The organism is Parasphingorhabdus sp., assembly GCF_036963805.1.
In the GTDB taxonomy this organism is placed as follows: domain Bacteria; phylum Pseudomonadota; class Alphaproteobacteria; order Sphingomonadales; family Sphingomonadaceae; genus Parasphingorhabdus.
The window spans coordinates 137,102-158,183 of sequence record NZ_JBALUN010000001.1 but is presented as its reverse complement, the minus strand read 5'-3'; the positions used below and the strand labels follow the sequence as shown (position 1 = coordinate 158,183).

The window sequence follows — 21,082 nt, the reverse complement described above, 5'->3', positions numbered from 1 at the left end:
TGGTTCAGTCGCCGCGTTTATTGGCACCGGAAAGTCCAAAGCCCAAATGCTTCCCCGCGTGCATGTCGCCAGCAGCGCGCTGCGCTTCTAGGCGGTCGCAATCCAACTGCCTAAATTCGCGATCGACTGCATCAATAGCCGATTCATCAACATCAATCCCGATCATTGTTTGACGGGCTAGATGGATTGCGGATTCAAAAACCTCCCGCTTTGCACCCGCAATTCCGGCCTTTTTAACTTCCAGCAAATGGACCCGATCAAAAACGCGGACAAATAACTTGGCGTTCGGGAAGGAGGTTGTGATCATCTCCAATGATCCGGCATCGAGCTCCTGCCCGTCTATGCAAAATACAATCGCCGCGCATTCATCCGCCCCTGCCCCGCGCAAAAGATCCACTCGTGTCCCGTCGCCATAGAAAACCTTGCGACCAAATTTCTGGCTGAGGCCGATTTGCTGTGGCTTGATATCAATAATAGTCACTGGAATTTTCGCGCCACTTATCATCTGGGCCACTGTCTGCCCAAACCGTCCATGACCTACCACAATAACGGACCCTTTACCGGCCTCTGAAGGACTGTCTAGTTCGACATCATCGTCCTGTCGCTTAACGGTGAACCGCTCAACCAACAGCATCAACAACGGCGTCGTTGCCATAGAAATCGTAATCACAGCGCCAAAAAGACTGCTCGCCTCCGGATCGATCAGCAAGGCTTGCTCTGCCTCTGCAAATAACACGAAACCAAATTCGCCGCCCTGACTCAGAAGCATTCCCATGCCTAAAGCAGGCAATGTATCCATGCCAAAAAGCTTTCCCAGACCGAATATTATAGCAATTTTGGTGACAACCAGCGCGATGGCGGCGCCGAACACAAATACGGTATTATCGGCGATCACGCCAATATCCAGCATCATGCCAACGGCGAGAAAAAACAGTCCCAAGAGCAAAGACCTGAAAGGATCAATGTCCGCTTCCAACTCGTGACGATAAGGGGAATTGGCCAGCATCACGCCAGCGATAAAGGCACCTAGAGCAGGCGATAAACCAATGAGTTCCATTAAGGCGGCGCTGCCGCATACGGCCACCAGTCCCGCAACGATGAACAACTCCCGTTCAGCGATTTTGCCAATCAACTCCAAAGCCGGCTGCAATATATATCGGCCAGCCAATATCAGGCCGCCAATTGCAGCGACGCCTAGTATCGCCGTCATCCATCCCGATATTTCTCCGGGCTCAGCGGGTGCGCGGGATAAAACACCGATAATCGTCAGAAGCGGAATGATCGACAAATCCTGAAACAGCAATATGGAGAATGCTTTTTCACCGGTCGGCGTGTTCAGCCGTCCGGACGATTGCAGCATGGGCAAAACCTGTGCGGTTGATGACAGCGCAAGCGGCAGTCCCAGTGCTATGGCCGCTCCAAAGGTAAAATTCGTCGTGGCCATAATAAGCAAAAACAGCGCCAGTCCGCAAAAGGCGACTTGGGTCATCCCCAAGCCGAAAATTGCTTTGCGCAATCGCATAAGCCGGGCAGGCGAGAGCTCCAATCCCACTAAAAACAGCAGCAAAATGATACCGATTTCGGAAAAATCGAGAATCGTCTGGCCTTCACTAATCAACCCAAAGCCTTGCGGGCCGATGATTATACCGGCGATGAGATAACCAAGAACCGCACCAATTCCGAATTTGCGGAATATAAGCACTAATATCAGCGCGGCACCCAACATGATGAACCCACCCAGAAGCACGTCGCCCATATGGGTTCCTGCGCCCTCCATAGCCTAAACGGCCTCGCGGGCAGTTACAGCCGCTTCAAAGGCAGCCAATACCGCTTCATAGGGCAACAGGATCGCAGCATGACGACCGGGATGGTCTTTCGCGGCGCACAGATGGATCATATTATCCCACGAGCCTGGGGTCTCACGCGAACCGGTTAGGAAACCGGCGAGCTGGTCTTTTGCCTCGGCAATTTGGTCCATCGATTTATCAATGGCCTCTGCTGCCAGAATAGCAGCGGACGCCTGACCCAAGGCACAAGCGCTCACCTCTATACCCAATTGGGCAATGGCTTTTTCATCCGACAATATGACATCTGCAATCACGCGGCTGCCGCAAGTGCGGGACCGCAATTCGGCCGTTCCATCGGGCTTATAGAGTCTGGATTGATGTGGAATTGATACAGCCAGCCGCAGGATATCGCGCGTATAAAGCGCCGCGCTCATTCTGAATTTTCAGCAGGTTCCCGCTGCTCTTCAACGAATTCGACCAAAGAGTCTCCACTGGCATTGAGCAAAGGATAAGTCCGGGATTCTGCAATCCATTCAGGGCGGGGTTCGGCGGCTCCATAGACGCTGTCGTAAACAAGTATCACCAGCAAATAGGCGAGCGTCGCGCCAATTAGTCCCTTGACCATACCAAAACCAAAACCAAGCACACGGTCGATGGGACCCAACATAGATTTGCGCGATCGGCGTCCAATGGATTGGGCGATCCAGCGACCCAAGGCATAGGTCACGATGAGAATCGAGCAAAAAGCCAGCACGGATGCGCCGCCTTCGGTCCCGACAGGTGCAATCAGAAAATCGGTCACTGGCCCATGCAGGAAACGGACCGCAAAAATAATCAATACCCACGCTATCATAGACAGCATTTCCTGCACAAATCCGCGCATGAAACCGAATATGGCACCGCCGCCCATAAGCAGCAGAACGAAAATATCGAGACTTGTCATAATTGCTTGCTAATCGCGGCCAAGCATATGGTCAACGAGATTGGCAAGATTAGCAAAGTTCACACAATTAACACCCTTTGCCGCTTTGTCTTTGGATGCCGGAATGAGCGCGCGGCCAAAGCCAAGTTTCGAAGCCTCTTTGAGCCGCAGTGGTGTATTAGATACTGGCCGAATCTCTCCGGAAAGTGCAATTTCTCCAAAAATCACGGCATCGCTAGGCATTGGTTTTTCGGCATGGGCGGAAATAAGCGCAGCCGCGACGGCAAGGTCGGCGGCCGGATCTGTCAAGCGATAGCCACCCGCGACATTCAAATAGACCTCAGCACCCGAAAAACTTAGGCCGCATCGCGCTTCCAGAACCGCCAATATCATCGCCAGTCGTGAGCTGTCCCAACCCACCACCGATCGCCGCGGCGTTGCTCCGCTTGCCAAACGAACAGTCAAAGCCTGAATTTCAACTAATACGGGCCGTGTTCCCTCTAGCGCAGGAAAAACCGTTGCGCCGGTCACTTCTTCGGTGCGGTCGGTCAAGAACAAAGCGGAAGGATTTGGAACTTCGGTCAGCCCGGACTCTTCCATTGCGAACACGCCAATCTCATCCGTACCGCCAAAACGGTTCTTGATCGCACGCAATATCCGATATTGGTGGCTACGCTCCCCTTCGAAGCTCATTACCGTATCCACCATATGCTCCAGCACACGGGGGCCAGCGATATTGCCATCCTTTGTGACGTGGCCGACCAGCATGACCATAGTGCCATGCTCCTTGGCGAACTTAATGATTTCCTGAGCCGAAGCCCGCACCTGACTGACCGTTCCGGGCGCGCCTTCGATAAGATCGCTATGCATGGTCTGAATAGAATCGATAACCACAAAATCGGGTGCATCGCGGCCCAATGTGGTCAAGATATCGCGCACAGACGTTGCCGAAGCGAGCTTTACCGGCGCATCGCCCAATCCCAATCGCCGCGCCCGCAACCGCACCTGATCGGCCGCTTCTTCGCCAGAAATATAGGCCACCGAACAGCCCGCATGGGCTAACCGCGCCGAAACCTGAAGCAGCAGAGTTGATTTTCCGATACCGGGATCGCCGCCCATCAAAGTCGCGGACCCAGCCACCAGCCCCCCGCCAACAGCGCGATCAAACTCGTCAATTCCCGTTTTTTTGCGCTCCGGCAGTGCAATTTCAGAATCTAGTCCGACCAGCCGAATCTCGCGGCCTCCAGTCTGCAAATTATGTTTGGAGGCGAATACAGTTTCCCCTGCTTCCTCAGTGAGCATATTCCATTCACCGCAATCCGCACATTGCCCTTGCCAGCGATGTGAAATCGAACCGCAATTTTGACAGACATATTTTTTCTTCGGCTTGGCCATTGCTATCCTTTAGTGGAACAAAAAAAGAACATTATAGTTTTTCATGGCTTTTTCAACTGCTTTCATGCTTGCGCGATTTGCTTCATCCTGCCACTCTTGGATCAATGCGCCAGAAGGAACTCAGACTCGCTCTTATTTGCTACGGCGGCGTCAGTCTCGCCATATATATGCACGGCATCACCAAGGAAGTCTGGAAACTCGCCAAGGCCAGCCGGGATTTTCATGACGGCACAAGGGACAATAGCTGCAGCCGCGCGACCTATTATGATATTTTGGAATGGATGGCGGAGGAAACCGGCGTCAAACTGCGCGTCCTGCCCGATATTATTGCCGGTGCCAGCGCGGGGGGTATAAACGGGATTTTTCTGTCGCAAGCGATCATATCTGGAGAATCGCTCGAACCGCTAACCGAAATGTGGCTTGAAACGGCGGATGTCGACACATTGCTTGACCCCGATGCCCGGCCTTTGTCGCGGTTTTCGAAATTCTGGGCAGAGCCGATTGCGTGGATGGCGCTGGGCCGTAAAGGCGGCGCTCTTGAGCAAACGGTTTCGAAAGAAGCGCGCGAAGAAGTGAAGATGAAACTCTCCCGATTTGTGCGTGCGCGCTGGTTTGCGCCTCCCTTTGGCGGCAAAATATTTTCCGGTCTGATACTGGATGCGCTGGCGACCATGAAGAAAACCGAGCGTGGCCCCAAATTGCTGCCGCCGGGGCAACCGCTGGATTTATATGTGACGGTCACGGATTTCGTGGGTCATCCGGAAAAGCTGCAACTGCACAGCCCGCCAGAGGCTTTGGAGATGGAGCACAGGATCACGATCAGCTTTTCCACACGCAAGAAATATAGCGATGATATTGCCGATCCGGCAGAATTGGTATTTGCCGGCCGCGCCACCGCAAGCTTTCCGGGCGCATTTCCGCCTTTCACCGTGACAGAATTGGATCGCGTATTGGCCGAACGTGATCAGGCTTGGCCCAATCGCGCCAATTTCCTCAAACGGATTTTGCCCAATCAAACCCGCGCCGGAACGGCTGATGATACTATCCTTATTGACGGCTCCGTTTTGGCCAATGCCCCCTTTGCCCAAGCTATCGAGGCACTAAAAAACCGGCCAGCAAAGCGTGAGGTGGACCGGCGGTTTGTTTATATTGACCCACGGCCCGATCTCGAAGTCGCAAAAAGCGATCGGGCGCTGCAACGCTTGCAAGCGGCACAGGATGCGGAGGATGACAAGCTTCCAGGGTTTTTCTCCACCATCTTTGGAGCCATATCCAATATCCCCCGCGAACAACCGATTCGGGATAATCTTGATGATATATCCCGCCGGTCCAACCGCATCATCCAGATGCGGCAGATCACCGAAAATCTCCGCAGTGAAGTTGAACAAAATGTCGAGGCCATTTTCGGCAGGACGCTGTTTCTCGATAAGCCGACGGCGGCGCGGCTGGCCGTATGGCGGCGCAAGTCAAGAGACAAGGCCAGCAAACTGGCTGGCTTCTCTTACAGCGCCTACGGCCACCTAAAACTGTCGACCGTCCTTGAAGATATCGCCCATACGGTAAAGCGCGCCGCCGCTGACGCGAATGTCCACAATCATCAAGCATTGCGCGGGGTATTATGGGATGAATTGCGTCGGCGCGGATTTCAAAATATTGCAAAAAAAGGTGGTGCTGGTCCATCAAAGCTCGCCGCCGATTTCTTCCGTGAACAAGATCTGGGCTATCGCATCCGGCGATTGCGTTTTCTGGCGCGGCGGTTTGCCGAGGATCTGGATAGCGCCCACCCCGAAGAATATGCCGTTATCGAGCAGATGCATGACGTGATTTATGACTGTCTTTCTATCTATATCGAGCGTGAGACCATCGAATATCTCGGCGATGATTTTGTCACGCTGGCCGAACATGCCGAAAGCCAGCCGTCAGCAATGTTGGCCAGCCTCGCCAAAGCCCGTGACCTTAGCTCTGCCGATGCCTTGGTAGATAAGAAGCTAGCCGACGCCATGGCCAGTCTGCCTAAGGCAGAAAAGCGCTCCATGCTGCTCGCATTTCTCGGCTTTCCCTTTTACGATATCGCCACCCTGCCCCTTCTCCAAGGCGAAGGGCTCGACGAATTTGACCCAATCAAGGTCGACAGAATTTCGCCCGAAGACGCCAAATCCATCCGTCAGGGCGGCGTTGCATCAACATTAAAAGGCATTGAATTCAATAACTTTGGTGCATTTTTTAGCAGATCTTATCGGGAGAATGATTATCTCTGGGGTCGGCTTCACGGAGCAGAACGGATGATCGATATCCTGCTCTCTACCGTGGTCGAATCCAAACGCCCCGACGAGGTTAAAACGCTGGAGTTTAAAAAAACCATCTTCCGCGCGATTTTGGATGAAGAAGAAGGGCGGCTAACCAGAGTGGCACCGCTCATCACCTCACTACGCAAAGAAATTGAACGCGCTACGCCCTAAGAATATCGGGCCTCAATGTTTGTGGTCATGCTCTTTATGAGCCGGATTCTCGAAACTCTTATATACCGCCTCAACAAACGCATCGCCCTTTATGAAGGCGTCCTTGTTCGTGTCCCATCGGGCTGCCGGTTTCATTGCCTGAATCTGTGCCAGAGTTTTGCTTTCGGTGCGCGCAGTTTCCACTGTGCCAATGACGCTTTTTAACATATCGCGATAGGCGATGAGATCCGCTTTGTTTGCCATCGGACCATGACCGGGAATGATCTTCGTTTCATCATCGACCATCGTCAGCACCGTCTCAGCCGCTGCCAATATGCCTGCTACATTTCCCCCGCTTTCAATGTCGATGAATGGCAAAGTCACCTTGTTGAAAAATGTATCGCCCATGTGAATGACATTGGCTTTCTTCCAAAAAATTATACTGTCGCCGTCGGTATGTGCATGTTTCATATGTTTTACCTGCACTTCATCGCCGTTCAGATGCAGCTTCAATCCATCATGGTAAGTCACCACCGGCAACGCTTCGGTTGGCGATGCAGGATCATTGCCTTTTCCGCTTTTCTGGGTGCCCATCATCCGTTCGCGGACATGGTCATGTGCCATGATCAGCGCGCCCGTCTTGCCGAAATTTTCATTCCCGCCGCTATGATCGCCATGCCAATGGGTATTGATCAGATATTTAACCGGCTCCGCGCCCAGCGCTGCGATAGCCGCCTGAATTTTCGGCGTAAGCGGTGCAAATTGATCATCGATCAGCACAGTGCCATCCGGTCCGTAAGAAACGCCGATATTGCCGCCAGCGCCAAATAGCACCGCCACCCCGTCTGCCAATTGTTCCGTCTTAATCTCGACCTTGGCAAAGCGATCTGCCTCCTGCGCATTGCTTTGCCCGCAAGCGGTCAGTGCCAACGGTGAAGCCGCCAAAAGGGCAATAGACATGGTTTGGGACAGTATTTTTTTCATCGGGGGCATCTCCTAAAATCTATTACCTTGTAACTCATCTATCGGCCTTGGCAAAGAACATCAAATGTACCAGCCGTCCGGTCTCGGGTGAATTTCCAAAGGCCGCGCCGCTATTATGGAACAGCCACGGGCTAAACAAGATCAGGCGATTAAACCGCATCGGCACCAACATAGTCCGTTCCCATTTGGCTTTATGCAATGTGTCGCGGTTCACAACATCGTCGATCAGATCATTAATATCAGCATAGCCCGCACTGGTGATGCCACGGGGATCGCTCGGCACCCGTTCCAGTTCGGTCCGCTTGTGCCGGAAAAATTCCGTCCCGCCTTTGCAATGTTCCGGCAGCGACAGATATAAAATGCCGGAATAGAAAGCGGGATCAATATGGACGCCGCTGCGCCCCTTGTCGCCTTTCAACGTTATCCGGCAATGACAATGGCTAGTGCCAGTAGCTGCTTTGACCGGCGCGTTTATCGCCTTTGACACCCGCTCATCAAGACCCTGAATGTAGAGAGCTGTCGTCGAGATATGACCGGGGTAATTGCCCTGTTTATAGTTTGGATCATAATCGAGTGCCAAGGCCGCTTTACGCGCCAGCATAGGATCACACAGAAAATCATCGATGATTAACAAGGATGGCAACATCAGCACATGCTAATAGTAAAATCAGTTGCTGTCATCTGCGTAAAGCCACGCTAGGTTTTTCTGGCCGCAATCCCTTCTGCGAGAATCTCATTAGCTATTGCAGCGACTTCATCGACGGATTTATCTTCGGACCAGATGCCATAGCGCAATCCTAGAAAGACGTTCATGCCCATGATAGCCCATGCATGGCCCTCATCCAGACCATTGCGAAAATCGCCTGATGCACTGCCCTCTTGCAGCCGTTCGAAAATGCGCGCTGCGGTTTCTTGATAATGGGTCCGGTAGCTTGCCGGATCGACAAATTCAGCTTCGTCGATGATCCGGTAAATTTCCTTATGCTCTCGGGCGAAGCTCATAAAAGCATTTAACGCCAGCTTTTCCCGTTCAAATGCATCGCGCCATTCGGTCATAGCCGTGGATGCATGGCTTTTCACCCGCGCGCTCATATCCTTGACCAGAGCCGTAAATAACTCGTCCTTCGAATCGAAATAGGTGTAAAAACTACCCAAGGCTGTGCCTGCCCTTTGTGTAATTCCGGTGATTGATGCTTCATGAAAGCCCTTTTCACCAAATTCCAAAGCCGCAGCGTCCAGTAATTTGCGTTTTGTTTTTAGTCCCCGTGCCGTGCGGGGTTGCTTGTCTTTAGACTCGACATGATCGGAATATTCTGTGGCCATATAGTCACGGCTAACCACATTTCCCACAATTAGCAAATTTCGAAGTTGAAATATGGTTCATGTTTCAATATAGCAAGATCAACGACCTGAAATTTTCAGGCAAGAAATTACAATTAGGAGGAGGTTCATATGAGATTTCAACACAATGTTAGTTATGCGGCTTTGGTAACGAGCTTAGCGACAGGCATCATCGCTCCGGCAGCCGTTCATGCACAAGAGACAGAAGCAGCGTCCGAAAGTACAGACGACGGTGTTATCGTCGTCACCGCCCGCCGCCGCGAAGAGCGGCTGATTGATGTTCCTATTGCGATTACCGCATATTCGGCGGAAAAACTGGAACAGCAGGGCGCAATCGATATTACCGATATTGGTTTGACGACACCTAATACAACGCTGGAATCGTCTCGCGGTACAAATTCCACACTCTCCGCCTTCATCCGCGGCATTGGCCAGCAGGATCCGGTTTCGGGTTTTGAGCAAGGCGTTGGCATCTATCTTGATGATGTCTATCTCAATCGTCCCCAAGCCGCTGTGCTGGACATCTATGATGTTGAACGCATCGAAGTATTGCGCGGCCCACAGGGCACGCTTTATGGTCGCAACACCATCGGCGGAGCCGTCAAATATGTCACTAAGGGCCTGCCGGAAGACCCCTCGTTCAAGGCGCGCGTAACATATGGAACCTATGATCAGGCGGAAGCAGTCGTCACCGCCAGCATGCCGATTTCCGATCTTGTTCGTATCGGCGCATCGGGTGCGCGGCTCTCGCGCGGCGGCTTCGGCGACAATCTGACCACCGGACTTGAAAATTATAACAAGGACATTTGGGCTGGTCGCGGCACCCTTGAAATAGGTGGCAACGGCGAACCCGTACTGATCCGTATTTCAGGCGATTATACTAAAGACAAAAGCAATCCGCGCGGCGGTCACCGGTTAATCCCGGGTGCCGTTTCCGGTGCGCCTGTCCTTGACGATGTGTTTGACACCCGCGGCGGCCTCAACGATCCCCTACAGGATATCGAGGCCTATGGATTAGCGATGAATATCACCGCCAATCTCAGCGATACAGTTACATTGCGATCAATCAGCGCCTGGCGCAAAGATGACACCGCTACGCCAATAGATTTTGATGCACTACCAGCGGTTGATCTCGACGTGCCCGGAATTTACCGGAACGAACAGATCAGTCAGGAATTCCAGCTGCTGTATGAAGGCGACAAACTTAACGGCCTGATTGGTTTCTATTATCTTGATGCCAAAGCAGATACCGCTTTCGATGTCCGGTTGTTCACATCAAATGCCGTTTTTTCAAACCTTGCCGCCTTCACTTTCGCGGGCGTGGATACAGAGACTTATGCCGTGTTTGGTGACTTCACTTATGACTTTACCGACCAGCTCAGTCTTTCAGTCGGCGGTCGATATACGTGGGATGAACGCTCTGCGGAAATTCTGCGACAGAACTATTTTGCAGGAACGGTTGGAGGCTCTCCCTTTTTTGGCGGTGACGGCATACCGTTGGGCGGTCCTAGCACCAATTTTAAAGGCAGTACGAATTTCAAGAAATTTACGCCTCGCGCGTCATTGAGCTTCAAGCCAACCCCCGATCACAATATATACGCAAGCTATTCGCAGGGCTTCAAAGGCGGCGGATTTGATCCACGCGGGGTAGGCACGAATGCGCCGACCACCAATGCCAATGGCGTCCCGAGCGATAGTGAAGTAGCCTCTTTCCTCAGCTTCCGTCCGGAACAGGTAGACAGCTATGAAGTTGGCTATAAGGGCAGCCTTCTCGACGGCGCTCTGAATGTCGCGCTCGCCGGTTTCTACACCGATTATACTGATGTCCAAATCCCGGGCTCGGTGGCCTGTGTAGATGGAGGAGCGCCTTCCTTCTGCGGTGTGATAAACAACGCCGGCAAGGCCACTCTAATGGGCGTTGAGCTGGAAGCATCTGCGCGGCTTGGCGAGGATTTGGTTGCTAGTGGTGACAGGGTGATGCTCTCCGGTTCGCTTGGCTATATTGATGCGCAATATGACGAATATATCACCAACATCGGCAACGTTCCAACTGACGTTGCAGATTTCCGTTCGGTGCAGAATACGCCGAAATGGACCGCCAGTGGTACATTTTCTTACTCTACTCCGGTTGGAGAAGGTGATCTCTATTTCGGGACCACATTATCTTATCGCAGCAAGACAAACCAGTTCGAGATTGCTAACCCCTATATCGATCAAAAGGGTTTTGCCCTTTGGGATGCCAATCTTGTTTACAACGCGCCCGACAAAGCCTGGAGCATCGGATTGCACGGCAAAAACCTGACCAACAAACGCTACAAAACGTCTGGTTATACCTTTGTTGCTGCTGATCAAACTACCGGCGTGATCATTCCTGGTGCGGACGGCCTTCCGGTCGCTTCGCTTGGTCAAGAAGGTACGCTGACCGCGTTCTACGGTAACCCGCGTCAAGTATTCGTTACCGCCGGCATTCGGTTCTAGGGCGCCCAATAATGTCGAAACATGAATGGCGGGCGGATCGCAAACAGGGTGATCCGCCTGTCTATCACGACCATTTTTATCGCAGTAGTGATAACCGGCTGACGCTTTACGCGCGCATCTACGAAGGAGACGGCCCGCCGCTACTACTCATGCATGGCTTAACCCGTAACAGCGCCGATTTTGAAGGGCTGGCGGCACATCTGGCGGGAGAATACCGGTTAATCATCGCCGACCAGCGCGGGCGCGGGCGTTCGGACTATGACCCGGAGCCGGAAAATTACACTCCAGCCGTCTATGTCGATGATATGATGGCGCTGCTCGATGATTTGAGATTAAGCAAAGTTGGGCTGATCGGCACGTCTATGGGCGGACTTATGGCGATGATGATGGCCGCAGCAGAGCCGCAGCGCTTTAACAGTCTGATCCTGAATGATATAGGTCCGGTCGTGGAACAAGATGGCCTAGACCGTATCCAGAACTATGTGGGCGAAATTGCTCCATTTGCGAACTGGCAACAAGCCGCAGAACATTGCCGCGAGGTTCATAGTGATGCGATGGTCGGCTATGGCGATCAAGACTGGATGGACTTTGCCCGGCACACCTGCCAGCAATTACCGGATGGCCGGATTGCATTCGCTTATGATCCAGCAATTTCCCAAGGTCTTTCCGGTGACGACCAGACGGTTGTCCCTGCCGACCTTTGGCCCGTATGGGATCAATTGGACACTATCCCGACCCTGATCATTTACGGGCTGCTGTCCGACATTATATCCCCCACTACTATAGCAGAAATGCAGCGCCGCCATTCCGGTCCGATCAGCACTGCGGCAGTCCCGGACCGAGGACATGCTCCGATGCTTGATGAGCCTGCAGCATTAGCTGCCATTGATCCCTTTTTACAGAATCTGGAGAGATAAATGGCAAGCAAAGCAACCCTTCTACCGCGCACCACTTCTCCCCATGTTGCGCTCGGCATGTTGCTGCTCGTTTATATCTTCAATTTTGTCGATCGCCAGATATTGGCGATACTTGCTGGCCCCATTCAAGCTGATCTGGGACTTAACGACACCCAGATGGGCCTGTTGGGCGGCATTGCCTTTGCTTTACTATATTCCACTTTGGCCGTCCCCTTGGGATGGATTGCTGACCGAACCAACCGCAGCTGGGTAATCACCATTTCTTTGGGGATATGGAGCGGGTTTACAGCGCTTTGCGGCCTCACTCAGGGATTCTGGTCCATCTTCTTTGCCCGATTGGGTGTTGGCATTGGGGAAGCGGGCGGCGTCGCGCCATCTTATGCGCTGATATCGGATTATTTCCCCAGCGCGAAACGAGCCAGAGCTTTATCTATCTATTCCCTTGGTATCCCGTTGGGATCTGCGACAGGCGTGATAGCAGGTGGATATATTGCCGCAACGGTCGACTGGCGCCTCGCCTTTTTTGCTGTCGGGCTATCCGGCATCATCCTCGCGCCGCTATTCAAATATTTCGTACGCGATCCGGTAAAACCGCCAGTCGCTTCTGGGACTGAAACACTGCAACCCAACTTTGTTGATATACTTAAGGTACTGTCCAAAAAGCGCGCCTTCTGGTTTCTCGCATTGGGCGCGGCCTCCAGTTCCATGCTGGGTTATGGCATAGCCTTTTGGCTGCCGAGCCTGTTGCAACGCAGCTTTGGGTTGGACCTTATTGAAACATCATTCTTCTTCGGATCAATTTTGCTGATCGGCGGCGTCGCGGGCGTTATTGGCGGCGGTATATTGGGCGACTGGTTGGGCAACAGAAACAAAGCTGCTTACGGGCTGGTCCCTGCGATTGCCTTCCTGCTCGCGGTTCCGCTTTTTGCAGCAGGTATCATGAGTGGATCAGCGACGGTAGCCTTCTTCCTGTTCCTGATCCCGCAAGGCCTCGCCTATATCTGGCTTGGTCCCGTTTTATCGGCCGTACAGCATCTGGTGACGGCAGAGACACGCGCCACCGCTTCCGCCCTATTCCTGCTGATCAATAATCTCGTCGGCATCGGCGGCGGGATATTTTTTCTGGGTGCGCTATCAGACAGCCTGACTCCCATTTATGGCGAGGACGCCTTGCGTTATTCCATGCTGATATCGCTGATATTTTATATTTTCGCAGCGGGTTTCATGGCCTTGGCAGCGCGGCCATTGCAAAAGGAATGGGTCGAAGAAAGTTGAGCCGCCGCTATGAGGCCTAAAGCACCTAAGCGGTTTTGCGCGCCAAATCTGGCCCCAACCATTTTGCTGCAAAATCTTCCGATGAGACAGGTTTCGAGATATGCCAGCCTTGGCCGATATCGCAATCCAGTGATTTCAACATATCCATACAGGGTTTGTCTTCAATACCTTCGGCCACGACCCTCAGGCCCAGCGCCTTAGCAAGTTCAATGGTGGACTTTACCATCAGATGGTTGGAACGGTCGGTAATCATGGTTTTGATAAAGCTCTGGTCAATTTTAATTTCGTCGATGGGGAGGCGTTGCACATAGCTCATCGTTGATTGACCTGTGCCATAATCATCAATGGAAACGCTGATACCAGCCGCCCTAATCCGTTCAAGCGCCAGGATAGACACCTCCAAGTCGGCCAGAGCGGCTGTTTCGGTCACTTCAAACACGACATGCCCGTTTTCGATATTGGCTGCACGAACCAAAGCGATTGCTTTATCAATAAATACTTCATCACCAAGTAGTTGTGCCGAAATATTAACTGAACAACTTAAGTCTGATTGGCGCGTGCACCAAAACGAAAGATCCTTCAGCGCGGTCCGCAGGACGTGGAGTGTCAACGCATCGATCCGGCCTGCTTTTTCCAATATCGGAATGAAAATTTCCGGACTGATCATTCCTTTTTCCGGATGTTCCCAGCGAACCAAGGCTTCTGCGCCATCCAGTTTGTTCAGCGGCAAGTTCCACTTCGGCTGATATACTGTCCAGATATTGCCCTTATCAATGGCATGTTCCAGCTCAACCAGCAGGTTCTGCTTTTGGCCCATTGCGCTGGAAAGCTCGTCATCATGCAATGCCCAGCGCCTACCTTTAGCTATCGCCTGCTCAGTAGCGACTTTCGCTTTATCAATTGATTCGACGCTGATGCCAAAGGACGCGTTCAGCTTGATTTTAGTGTCGCCGGCCATGACCGGAGACTGAAATAACGCCGCTGCCGTATCGAAATGGCCGGATATATCATTGGCATAATCTTTTTTAAGCACCCAACCAATTATATCGGTGTCGAGGTGAAAAATACGCTCCCCCTCCGCCAGAAATTTCAGCCGCTCGGCAAGATTCTTAAAAAGGTCAATGCGCATGTCTTTGTTAGTCACAACCAGCAGTTCACGAAAATCTGACAGGCGCGCGACCGCAATATATTTTTTCTCGTAACCATGGAGAAACTGTAACAAAGCCGCTTCATTTGGTAGATCGCTATCTGTATTGGAAAACCGACTGAGGTTCAGCGCCAAATTGGTTCTCAGGAATTTCTCAATCACTAGAAAAATGCCGAGAAAAAACAGTACAGGGACACCGGAAAAAGTAAAAAGGTTCAAATGTTCAATAACCAAGTTAAACACGAACAAGAAAACGCCAATCGAAACAACCGTCAATGCAACGCTTCTGTCGCGGACAGGATGTCGCCAGAACCAAGCCAGTAATGCAGCGATGGCAAAAATCAGCGGAGGCAGATAACCGATATTTGCCAAGTTGCTACCTTGCAAAAGTGTCTCGGCAGCCAAAGCCTGAATAACCACGCCGGGCATCATGCCATGTCGGCTGACGGAATACCGGTCACCCAGCTCTATCGCCGTAGCCCCGACCACTATTTTTTTGCCTTTCAGGGTCGGATCTGGCTGCTCGGACTGCAATATGTCGACAAAGCTATAGCGCGGGATAGTCGCTGGATTGATCGACCGATCGATTGCAAAACTTTTACCGATACTCCCGGATGCTTCCGCCACCATACTGGCAAGCGATGGCCGCACGGTATCGGCGGTGACCGTGCCATAGCTATAATCGTTCAATTGTCCGTTTTTGTCGGGATGGACATTGACCGAAGCGAGAAATGCATGCCGGCGAAGCGGCTCTATCGGTAAGCTCTCAACATATCCGCTTTTGATCGAGCTTTGTTCCTGTTTGAAAGTAGGCAAAATAACCGTCGCGTTAGAATTTTCAATCGCACTGGCAAATAGACCGTCTTGTTCAACCGTGGAGTGTGAAGAAAAATCAACGTCAAACGCAATCTGCGTGACGCCTGCCGCAGACAATTGTTCAACCAGTTCAGCATAATATTTGCGCGGCCAGGGCCAGCGATCCAGAGACTGGATCGACTTTGCGTCAATTTCGACAATGGCTATTTCCCCGGATGCAGGTTTTTCCAGAATGTCAGAGCGCAGATTATGGAACTGCCGCTCAACCTCACCGCCAATACCGACGAACGGCAACACAAGCGCGCCCAACAGCGCAAGCGCCAAAGCCAGAAAAAAGCGCCACGAGGCATCCGCCCGGTAAGAAGTAAAAGGGGTTTTCAAAAAATCTCCGTGAAACGATCTGAAAATCTTTTTAACGCAGATGCCTCTATTTTAAGTTAACCTTGTTGGCGCTAGATGTCAGTCCTCGTTATTACCGTTACCGTTACCGTTACCGTTACCGTTGCCGTTGCCGTTGCCGTTGCCGTTGCCGTTGCCGTTGCCGTTACCGTTACCGTTACCAAGCGCGAGACCATTGCCGTTACCGTTTCCGACGCCGAGTGCTAGACCATTGCCGTTTCCATTACCGATACCAAGCGCGAGACCATTGCCGCTTCCATTACCGACGCCAAGTGCGAGACCATTGCCGTTTCCATTACCGACGCCGAGTGCGAGACCATTGCCATTACCGTTGCCAATTTCGATTTCGATTTCAACGACGGGAGGAATAACGACAGCAGACCCGCCATCATCATCATCATCATTATTATTATTATTATTATTATTGTTATTTCCAGTACCGACGCCAAGCGCGAGCCCGTTTCCATTACCGTTGCCGGTTCCGATATCAACGACGGGAGGCGTAACTACAGCAGATCCGCCATTACCATTGCCGTTGCCAACACCAAGCGCGAGGCCGTTTCCTTTACCATTACCGGTCTCGATATCAACGACGGGAGGCGTAACTACAGCAGATCCGCCATTGCCATTGCCGTTGCCGACACCAAGCGCGAGACCGTTGCCGTTGCTGGTTCCATTACCGTTACTGGTTTCGATTCCAAGGCCGAGATTAACATTATTGTCGACGATATTATTCATCGCTTGATTCTGGCTTGCGTCTTCAACAGCAGAAACCGAACCTTCCGCATTTTCAATTGTGATCGATTTATTATAGTCAACGCCGCCGCTAACAGGCCCCTTAGTCAAAGCCGCCAGCACAATGCCTCGCTCGCCAATCGGCGCAGCGACTTTACCCGACAAATTGGAAGATGGAGTTTTTACTGTTGTAACGTCCGTCGATTTCACAGGTTGCGTCACTTTCGTAGTCACATTCCCGCCATCGGTCGTCGCCGGTTTATTAGGCGATACAATGGTCCGCCGCTCACCATCAACAACAACCAGACTAAATGGGTCATTGGCATTGATCATGCCGATCACACCAGGGGTCACCAATTCGGATGCGCCATCATCCAGTGTCGATACTTGCACAGCACCTTCTGTGACCTGCACAGCTGAACCTTCGGCGCTCACCGAAACGCTAAATGTCGTACCTTTGACCACAGCCGCCATATAGGGTGTCTTTACGCCGAAATGCGGCGTTGCCTTTTTATCGATCCGGAACAGGACGTTGCCGAGATATTCAATAATCTGCGTAACTTTTCCGTTTGCTGCAGGCTCTGCAATTTCGATATGGCTTGCGGGCGATACCACCAGATATTCGCCGCCGCGTAGCAATACAGCCCGCCCCTTCGGCCCTGTTTTGATCACGTCGCCGGCTGCCAATTTAGTCTGACGCTCCGCGATTTTCACAACCCCTTTGCGCGCTATCGTCACATTTCCGCTAATCTCAGACACTTGCCAGCCGGGTGTGCCAGCATAGGCTGCGCTGCCCGACAATAATGCCGCGATAAGGAATGATTTGGTAACGGGACGGATCATGTTCAAAACTCTCTACTATTACTATGCCTCGTCTTTAACGGCAGGGTTTTAAAGATATGAAGAAGAGGGCTGGTTAAAAAAACTTTATCCCCGCCCTCGATAACCAACATTTAACACCATCAATATATACCGTTAATCAAATTAGGTGTTCACAAGTATTGGTGTTGTTTTTGTTGCGTATAGCTTTAATCCCTTCCCTATTAGTATTGCATGCCCCGGCACTGGGGCAGCAGATTGAAATAGCGCAAGACAGCGAATTTGCTGCTTTTGACGGAGCTGTCTGGACGGCTGGCATCCCAGATCCCGACGTTTCAGAACAGCTGTCATCACGGCCTGTCCCGCTATCATCAGATATCTCCGATATCGCGTTTTCATCGCTTCAAACGCCTGATGAGGCACAGCTCGTCAATGAGGGGCCAGAGAATTTCCGCATCGGTGCCATTGGCGTTGTGGGAGCCGAGGCGATGAACATCGAAATATTTTCATCCGTGGTTGAGGACTTTATTGGACATGAGGCAAGCACAGAGGAGCTGACCTCGCTCACACAGCAAATTGCAAATATTGCTCGGGAAGAAGGCTATATACTGGCCTCAGCCTATATACCGGAACAGTCGGTTCAAATGGGTGTGCTGGAAATAAAGCTGATTGAAGGCACTATTGATGCGGTGCAAATTATCGGTTCAGACAATCGGCATTTACGGAAAATCCTGTCTTCCCTGGAAGGTAAAGTTGCGCACCGGCCCCAAATTGAACGGCAATTATTGCTCGCCAGCGACATACCCGACATCGTGGTGGTCTCTTCAGATTTCCGACAAGAAAATGGTCAAAACATCCTGCAGGTCACGGTTCGCGAACGCGGTGACAGTTTCCGTATAGAAGGTGATAATTACGGCAGCCATAGTTACGGCCCGGCAAGGGCGCGGCTCTCCGGCGATCTGCGGGGGAAAATCCATGATTCTGATGTTCTCGGCACGGCGATACGGGCCAATCCGGTTGAACCTAAGGAAATACTCTCCGTCAGCGCCTATTACGAAACCGCCCTCGGCACAGACGGAATCAGGGCCGGCATTGCAGGTTCAGTGGGTGAAAACGCACCCGGCGGCACCGCAGCAAGTTCCAATATCACCGGCGAAAGCCGCTATCTGGGGCTTTTCGCAAGCTATCCCCTTGTCCGGTCCACCTCGGGCAGCCTGTGGATCGAAACACAGGCTGCTTATCTTTCCATCGACAATGACGCCATGAATGTTTTGATCCGTCAAGATACAGAAGTCACGGTGTCAGTGGGCGTTAGAAGCGAAATCTCGTTTGCTGGCGGTAAGTTGCGGGCCGGTGCATCCATCGTCCACGGTTTCGATATTTTCGGCGCGACCCGGTTGGGAGATCCAATGGCATCCCGGCGAGACGGAGATGGAGTTTTTACAAAGGGCGAATATTGGGCTGATTTTAGAACCGGCTTAGCCAAAGATATCAACATCTATCTTGCTGCTCGCGGCCAAATTGCGAGCGAACCCTTGCTCGCGACACAGGAGCTGAGCATCGGCGGCGCTTATCGCGTACGCGGTTATGATTTCAGCGAACTTTCAGGTGACGACGGCTTTTACGCCATGGCCGAACTGCAGTATAATCTGAAATCCCGTCTTGCCTGGTTGAAGAGCATACAACTCTATGGATTTGGCGACATCGGCTATGTCAACGATCTCGGCAATAATAGCAGCGAAGGTACATTGATTTCCGCTGGCCCCGGCATTCGCGGGACCGTTGGACCGTTGGATTTCGAATTCGAAACCGCGCTTCCCGTCAATCGTGATCGCAAGCACTCCGGCAACAAGAAACCGCATATAAATGTCAAAGTCGGGATTAATTTCTAACGTCTAGCTACCTAACTCTTCAGCACGGAGCACTTTACGGTCCAGCTTGCCGATCATCGTCTTTGGCAAGCTCTCCCGCACGATAACATCAACAACCCGCTCATGTTTACCCAACTGCGGATTGAGCCAGTCTTTAAGCGCCGCCCCATCGATATCCATTCCGTCTTCCAGCGAGACATAGGCCTTGGGGCTCTCGCCGCGATAATCGTCCGGCACGCCGATGACCAGCGCCTCTTTGACAGCTTCATGCTTGTAGAGCACTTCCTCAACCTGACTGGGGAAGACTTTGAAACCACCAACGGCGATCATATCCTTTAGCCGGTCGACAATCTTGATATAGCCATCCTCGTCAATCACCGCGACATCACCGGTGCGCAGGAAACCATCGACGAACACTTCTGCATCCGCCTCTGGACGGTTCCAATAGCCTTGCATGACTTGCGGGCCAGAGAAAATCAGCTCGCCCGGTTCGCCCTTGGGGACCGGTTTTTTCGGATTTTCCTTATCGACAAGTTTGACAAACGTTCCCGGCACCGGCTGTCCGATCGTCCCGGATTTGTTCAAGCCAGCATAAGGATTGGCGCTGACCACACCCGAACTTTCGGTCAAACCATAGCCTTCGACAAGCTTCGCTCCGGTCTTGGCTTCGAACTTTTTCTTAAGCTCCTGCGGCAGTGGCGCTCCGCCGGACACACATATTTTCAAGGAAGAAAAATTAGTCTTGTCGATATCGGGATGATCCAGCAGCGCTTGATACATGGTCGGTACGCCCGGCATTGCCGTAATCTGATTACGCGTAATGGCTTTCAATGTCTGCTTCGCATCAAACCGCGGCAACATGACAATCTCTCCACCTCTGTGCACCGTCCGGTTGAGCACCGCGCTATTGGCGAAGACATGGAAAAAGGGCAGCACGCCCATCAACCGGTCATCTTCGTCAATAAACGGATCAATGCTATTAATCTGCCGGGCATTGGCGGTCAGGTTCTGATGGCTGAGCATCGCTCCTTTGGGCGTGCCGGTTGTGCCGCCGGTATATTGCAAAAGCGCAATATCCTTTTCCGGGTGAATATTGGGCGCGATATATTTGCCGTCATTATTGGTCAGATCCGCAAAAGGTGTGATCCGGTCATCATCCGGCTGAACCGAATTTTCCTTTTGCCGGAACAGGCGGTAAAACAGCGCCTTTGCCCCCGGCAATGCGCCTGCGACGCTTCCAACTACTAATCGTTCCAAACTCGATTGCTGAAGCACTTCATAAGCCGTGGGAAAAACCGCACTAGCCGACAGAGTGAAAAGAATTTTCGTCCCGCTATCCTCAACCTGATGGTTGAGTTCGTCCACAGTATAGAGCGGAGAGAAATTGACCACCGTCGCACCAGCGGCCATCGCGCCATAATAAGCCGTCACATAATGCGGCACATTGGGCAGAAACAAACCGATCCGGTCACCCTTTTTGACGCCGAGATCCTGCAAGCCCTTGGCAACCCGAACGACACCGGCAGCGACTTCTGCATAGCTATATTTCCGCCCCATAAAGTCGAGCAGATTGGCATCCCCCCGGCGCCCCGCCGAGCGAAAGAACATGCCGGGCATCGACAACGGCGAAAAAAATTGGTCCCAATCAGTGGGATGATTGTAACGCGATTTCCAGATGGGGGCGGAATCAGCAGGTGATTGTATTTCGGGGATGTCAGTCATTGACATTTTTGTAAGTCAATATCCGCCGGATGACAA

Annotated in this window: 15 protein-coding genes; 5 read left to right on the top strand and 10 right to left on the bottom strand. The window is 52.1% G+C overall.

Features of this window, described 5'->3' with window-relative positions; all coding sequences use genetic code 11:
* Nucleotides 1–4: 4 nt before the first annotated feature.
* Genes V7676_RS00765 through radA form a run of 4 tightly spaced genes read right to left on the bottom strand, consistent with a single transcriptional unit; the run spans nucleotide 5 to nucleotide 4,104 of the window.
* A complete protein-coding gene (locus V7676_RS00765) occupies nucleotides 5–1,756 on the bottom strand; it encodes a monovalent cation:proton antiporter-2 (CPA2) family protein (RefSeq protein ID WP_335657752.1) in 1,752 nt (583 codons plus the stop codon).
* A gap of 24 nt (nucleotides 1,757–1,780) precedes the next feature.
* Nucleotides 1,781–2,221: an iron-sulfur cluster assembly scaffold protein gene (locus V7676_RS00760; protein ID WP_335657751.1), complete on the bottom strand. Its 441-nt coding sequence runs from the start codon at nucleotides 2,219–2,221 to the stop codon at nucleotides 1,781–1,783.
* Nucleotides 2,218–2,730 (bottom strand): CvpA family protein, encoded by a 513-nt coding sequence (locus tag V7676_RS00755; protein ID WP_335657750.1) that lies wholly within the window; start codon nucleotides 2,728–2,730, stop codon nucleotides 2,218–2,220. The genes V7676_RS00760 and V7676_RS00755 overlap by 4 nt, the downstream gene beginning before the upstream one ends.
* Before the next feature lie 9 nt (nucleotides 2,731–2,739).
* Nucleotides 2,740–4,104, bottom strand: a complete 1,365-nt coding sequence (gene radA / locus V7676_RS00750) for a DNA repair protein RadA (protein WP_335657749.1) — start codon at nucleotides 4,102–4,104, stop codon at nucleotides 2,740–2,742.
* Between the two features lie 104 nt (nucleotides 4,105–4,208).
* Here radA and V7676_RS00745 point away from each other — a divergent pair, with 104 nt between their 5' ends.
* Complete coding sequence (locus V7676_RS00745) at nucleotides 4,209–6,563, top strand: patatin-like protein (protein ID WP_335657748.1); 2,355 nt, start codon at nucleotides 4,209–4,211, stop codon at nucleotides 6,561–6,563.
* A 12-nt stretch (nucleotides 6,564–6,575) separates the two neighbouring features.
* Here V7676_RS00745 and V7676_RS00740 read toward each other — a convergent pair whose 3' ends face one another.
* From V7676_RS00740 to V7676_RS00730, 3 genes are read right to left on the bottom strand one after another with little or no spacing between them, the layout of a single operon-like run.
* Nucleotides 6,576–7,526, bottom strand: coding sequence for an MBL fold metallo-hydrolase (locus V7676_RS00740; RefSeq protein WP_335657747.1), 951 nt, complete (start codon nucleotides 7,524–7,526; stop codon nucleotides 6,576–6,578).
* 34 nt (nucleotides 7,527–7,560) lie between these two features.
* A complete protein-coding gene (locus V7676_RS00735) occupies nucleotides 7,561–8,172 on the bottom strand; it encodes a DUF6445 family protein (protein WP_335657746.1) in 612 nt (203 codons plus the stop codon).
* Nucleotides 8,173–8,222: 50 nt separating this feature from the next.
* Complete coding sequence (locus V7676_RS00730) at nucleotides 8,223–8,849, bottom strand: TetR/AcrR family transcriptional regulator (protein ID WP_335657745.1); 627 nt, start codon at nucleotides 8,847–8,849, stop codon at nucleotides 8,223–8,225.
* Nucleotides 8,850–8,978: 129 nt separating this feature from the next.
* Between V7676_RS00730 and V7676_RS00725 the strand changes: the two genes are divergently transcribed.
* From V7676_RS00725 to V7676_RS00715, 3 genes are read left to right on the top strand one after another with little or no spacing between them, the layout of a single operon-like run.
* Nucleotides 8,979–11,345 (top strand): TonB-dependent receptor, encoded by a 2,367-nt coding sequence (locus V7676_RS00725; RefSeq protein ID WP_335657744.1) that lies wholly within the window; start codon nucleotides 8,979–8,981, stop codon nucleotides 11,343–11,345.
* Between the two features lie 11 nt (nucleotides 11,346–11,356).
* Nucleotides 11,357–12,262, top strand: a complete 906-nt coding sequence (locus tag V7676_RS00720) for an alpha/beta fold hydrolase (protein ID WP_335657743.1) — start codon at nucleotides 11,357–11,359, stop codon at nucleotides 12,260–12,262.
* On the top strand, nucleotides 12,263–13,537 hold the full coding sequence (locus V7676_RS00715; protein ID WP_335657742.1) for a spinster family MFS transporter: 1,275 nt from the start codon (nucleotides 12,263–12,265) through the stop codon (nucleotides 13,535–13,537).
* A gap of 25 nt (nucleotides 13,538–13,562) precedes the next feature.
* Here the strand turns inward: V7676_RS00715 and V7676_RS00710 are convergent, their stop codons facing one another.
* A complete protein-coding gene (locus V7676_RS00710) occupies nucleotides 13,563–15,881 on the bottom strand; it encodes an EAL domain-containing protein (protein WP_335657741.1) in 2,319 nt (772 codons plus the stop codon).
* Between the two features lie 78 nt (nucleotides 15,882–15,959).
* Nucleotides 15,960–17,477, bottom strand: a complete 1,518-nt coding sequence (locus V7676_RS00705) for a FecR family protein (protein WP_335657740.1) — start codon at nucleotides 17,475–17,477, stop codon at nucleotides 15,960–15,962.
* Between the two features lie 170 nt (nucleotides 17,478–17,647).
* Between V7676_RS00705 and V7676_RS00700 the strand changes: the two genes are divergently transcribed.
* Nucleotides 17,648–19,345 carry a ShlB/FhaC/HecB family hemolysin secretion/activation protein gene (locus V7676_RS00700; protein WP_335657739.1) on the top strand — a complete coding sequence of 566 codons (1,698 nt, stop codon included), beginning with the start codon at nucleotides 17,648–17,650 and terminating at the stop codon, nucleotides 19,343–19,345.
* Between the two features lie 3 nt (nucleotides 19,346–19,348).
* Here V7676_RS00700 and V7676_RS00695 read toward each other — a convergent pair whose 3' ends face one another.
* Nucleotides 19,349–21,046, bottom strand: a complete 1,698-nt coding sequence (locus tag V7676_RS00695) for a long-chain-fatty-acid--CoA ligase (RefSeq protein ID WP_335657738.1) — start codon at nucleotides 21,044–21,046, stop codon at nucleotides 19,349–19,351.
* Nucleotides 21,047–21,082 lie beyond the last annotated feature (36 nt).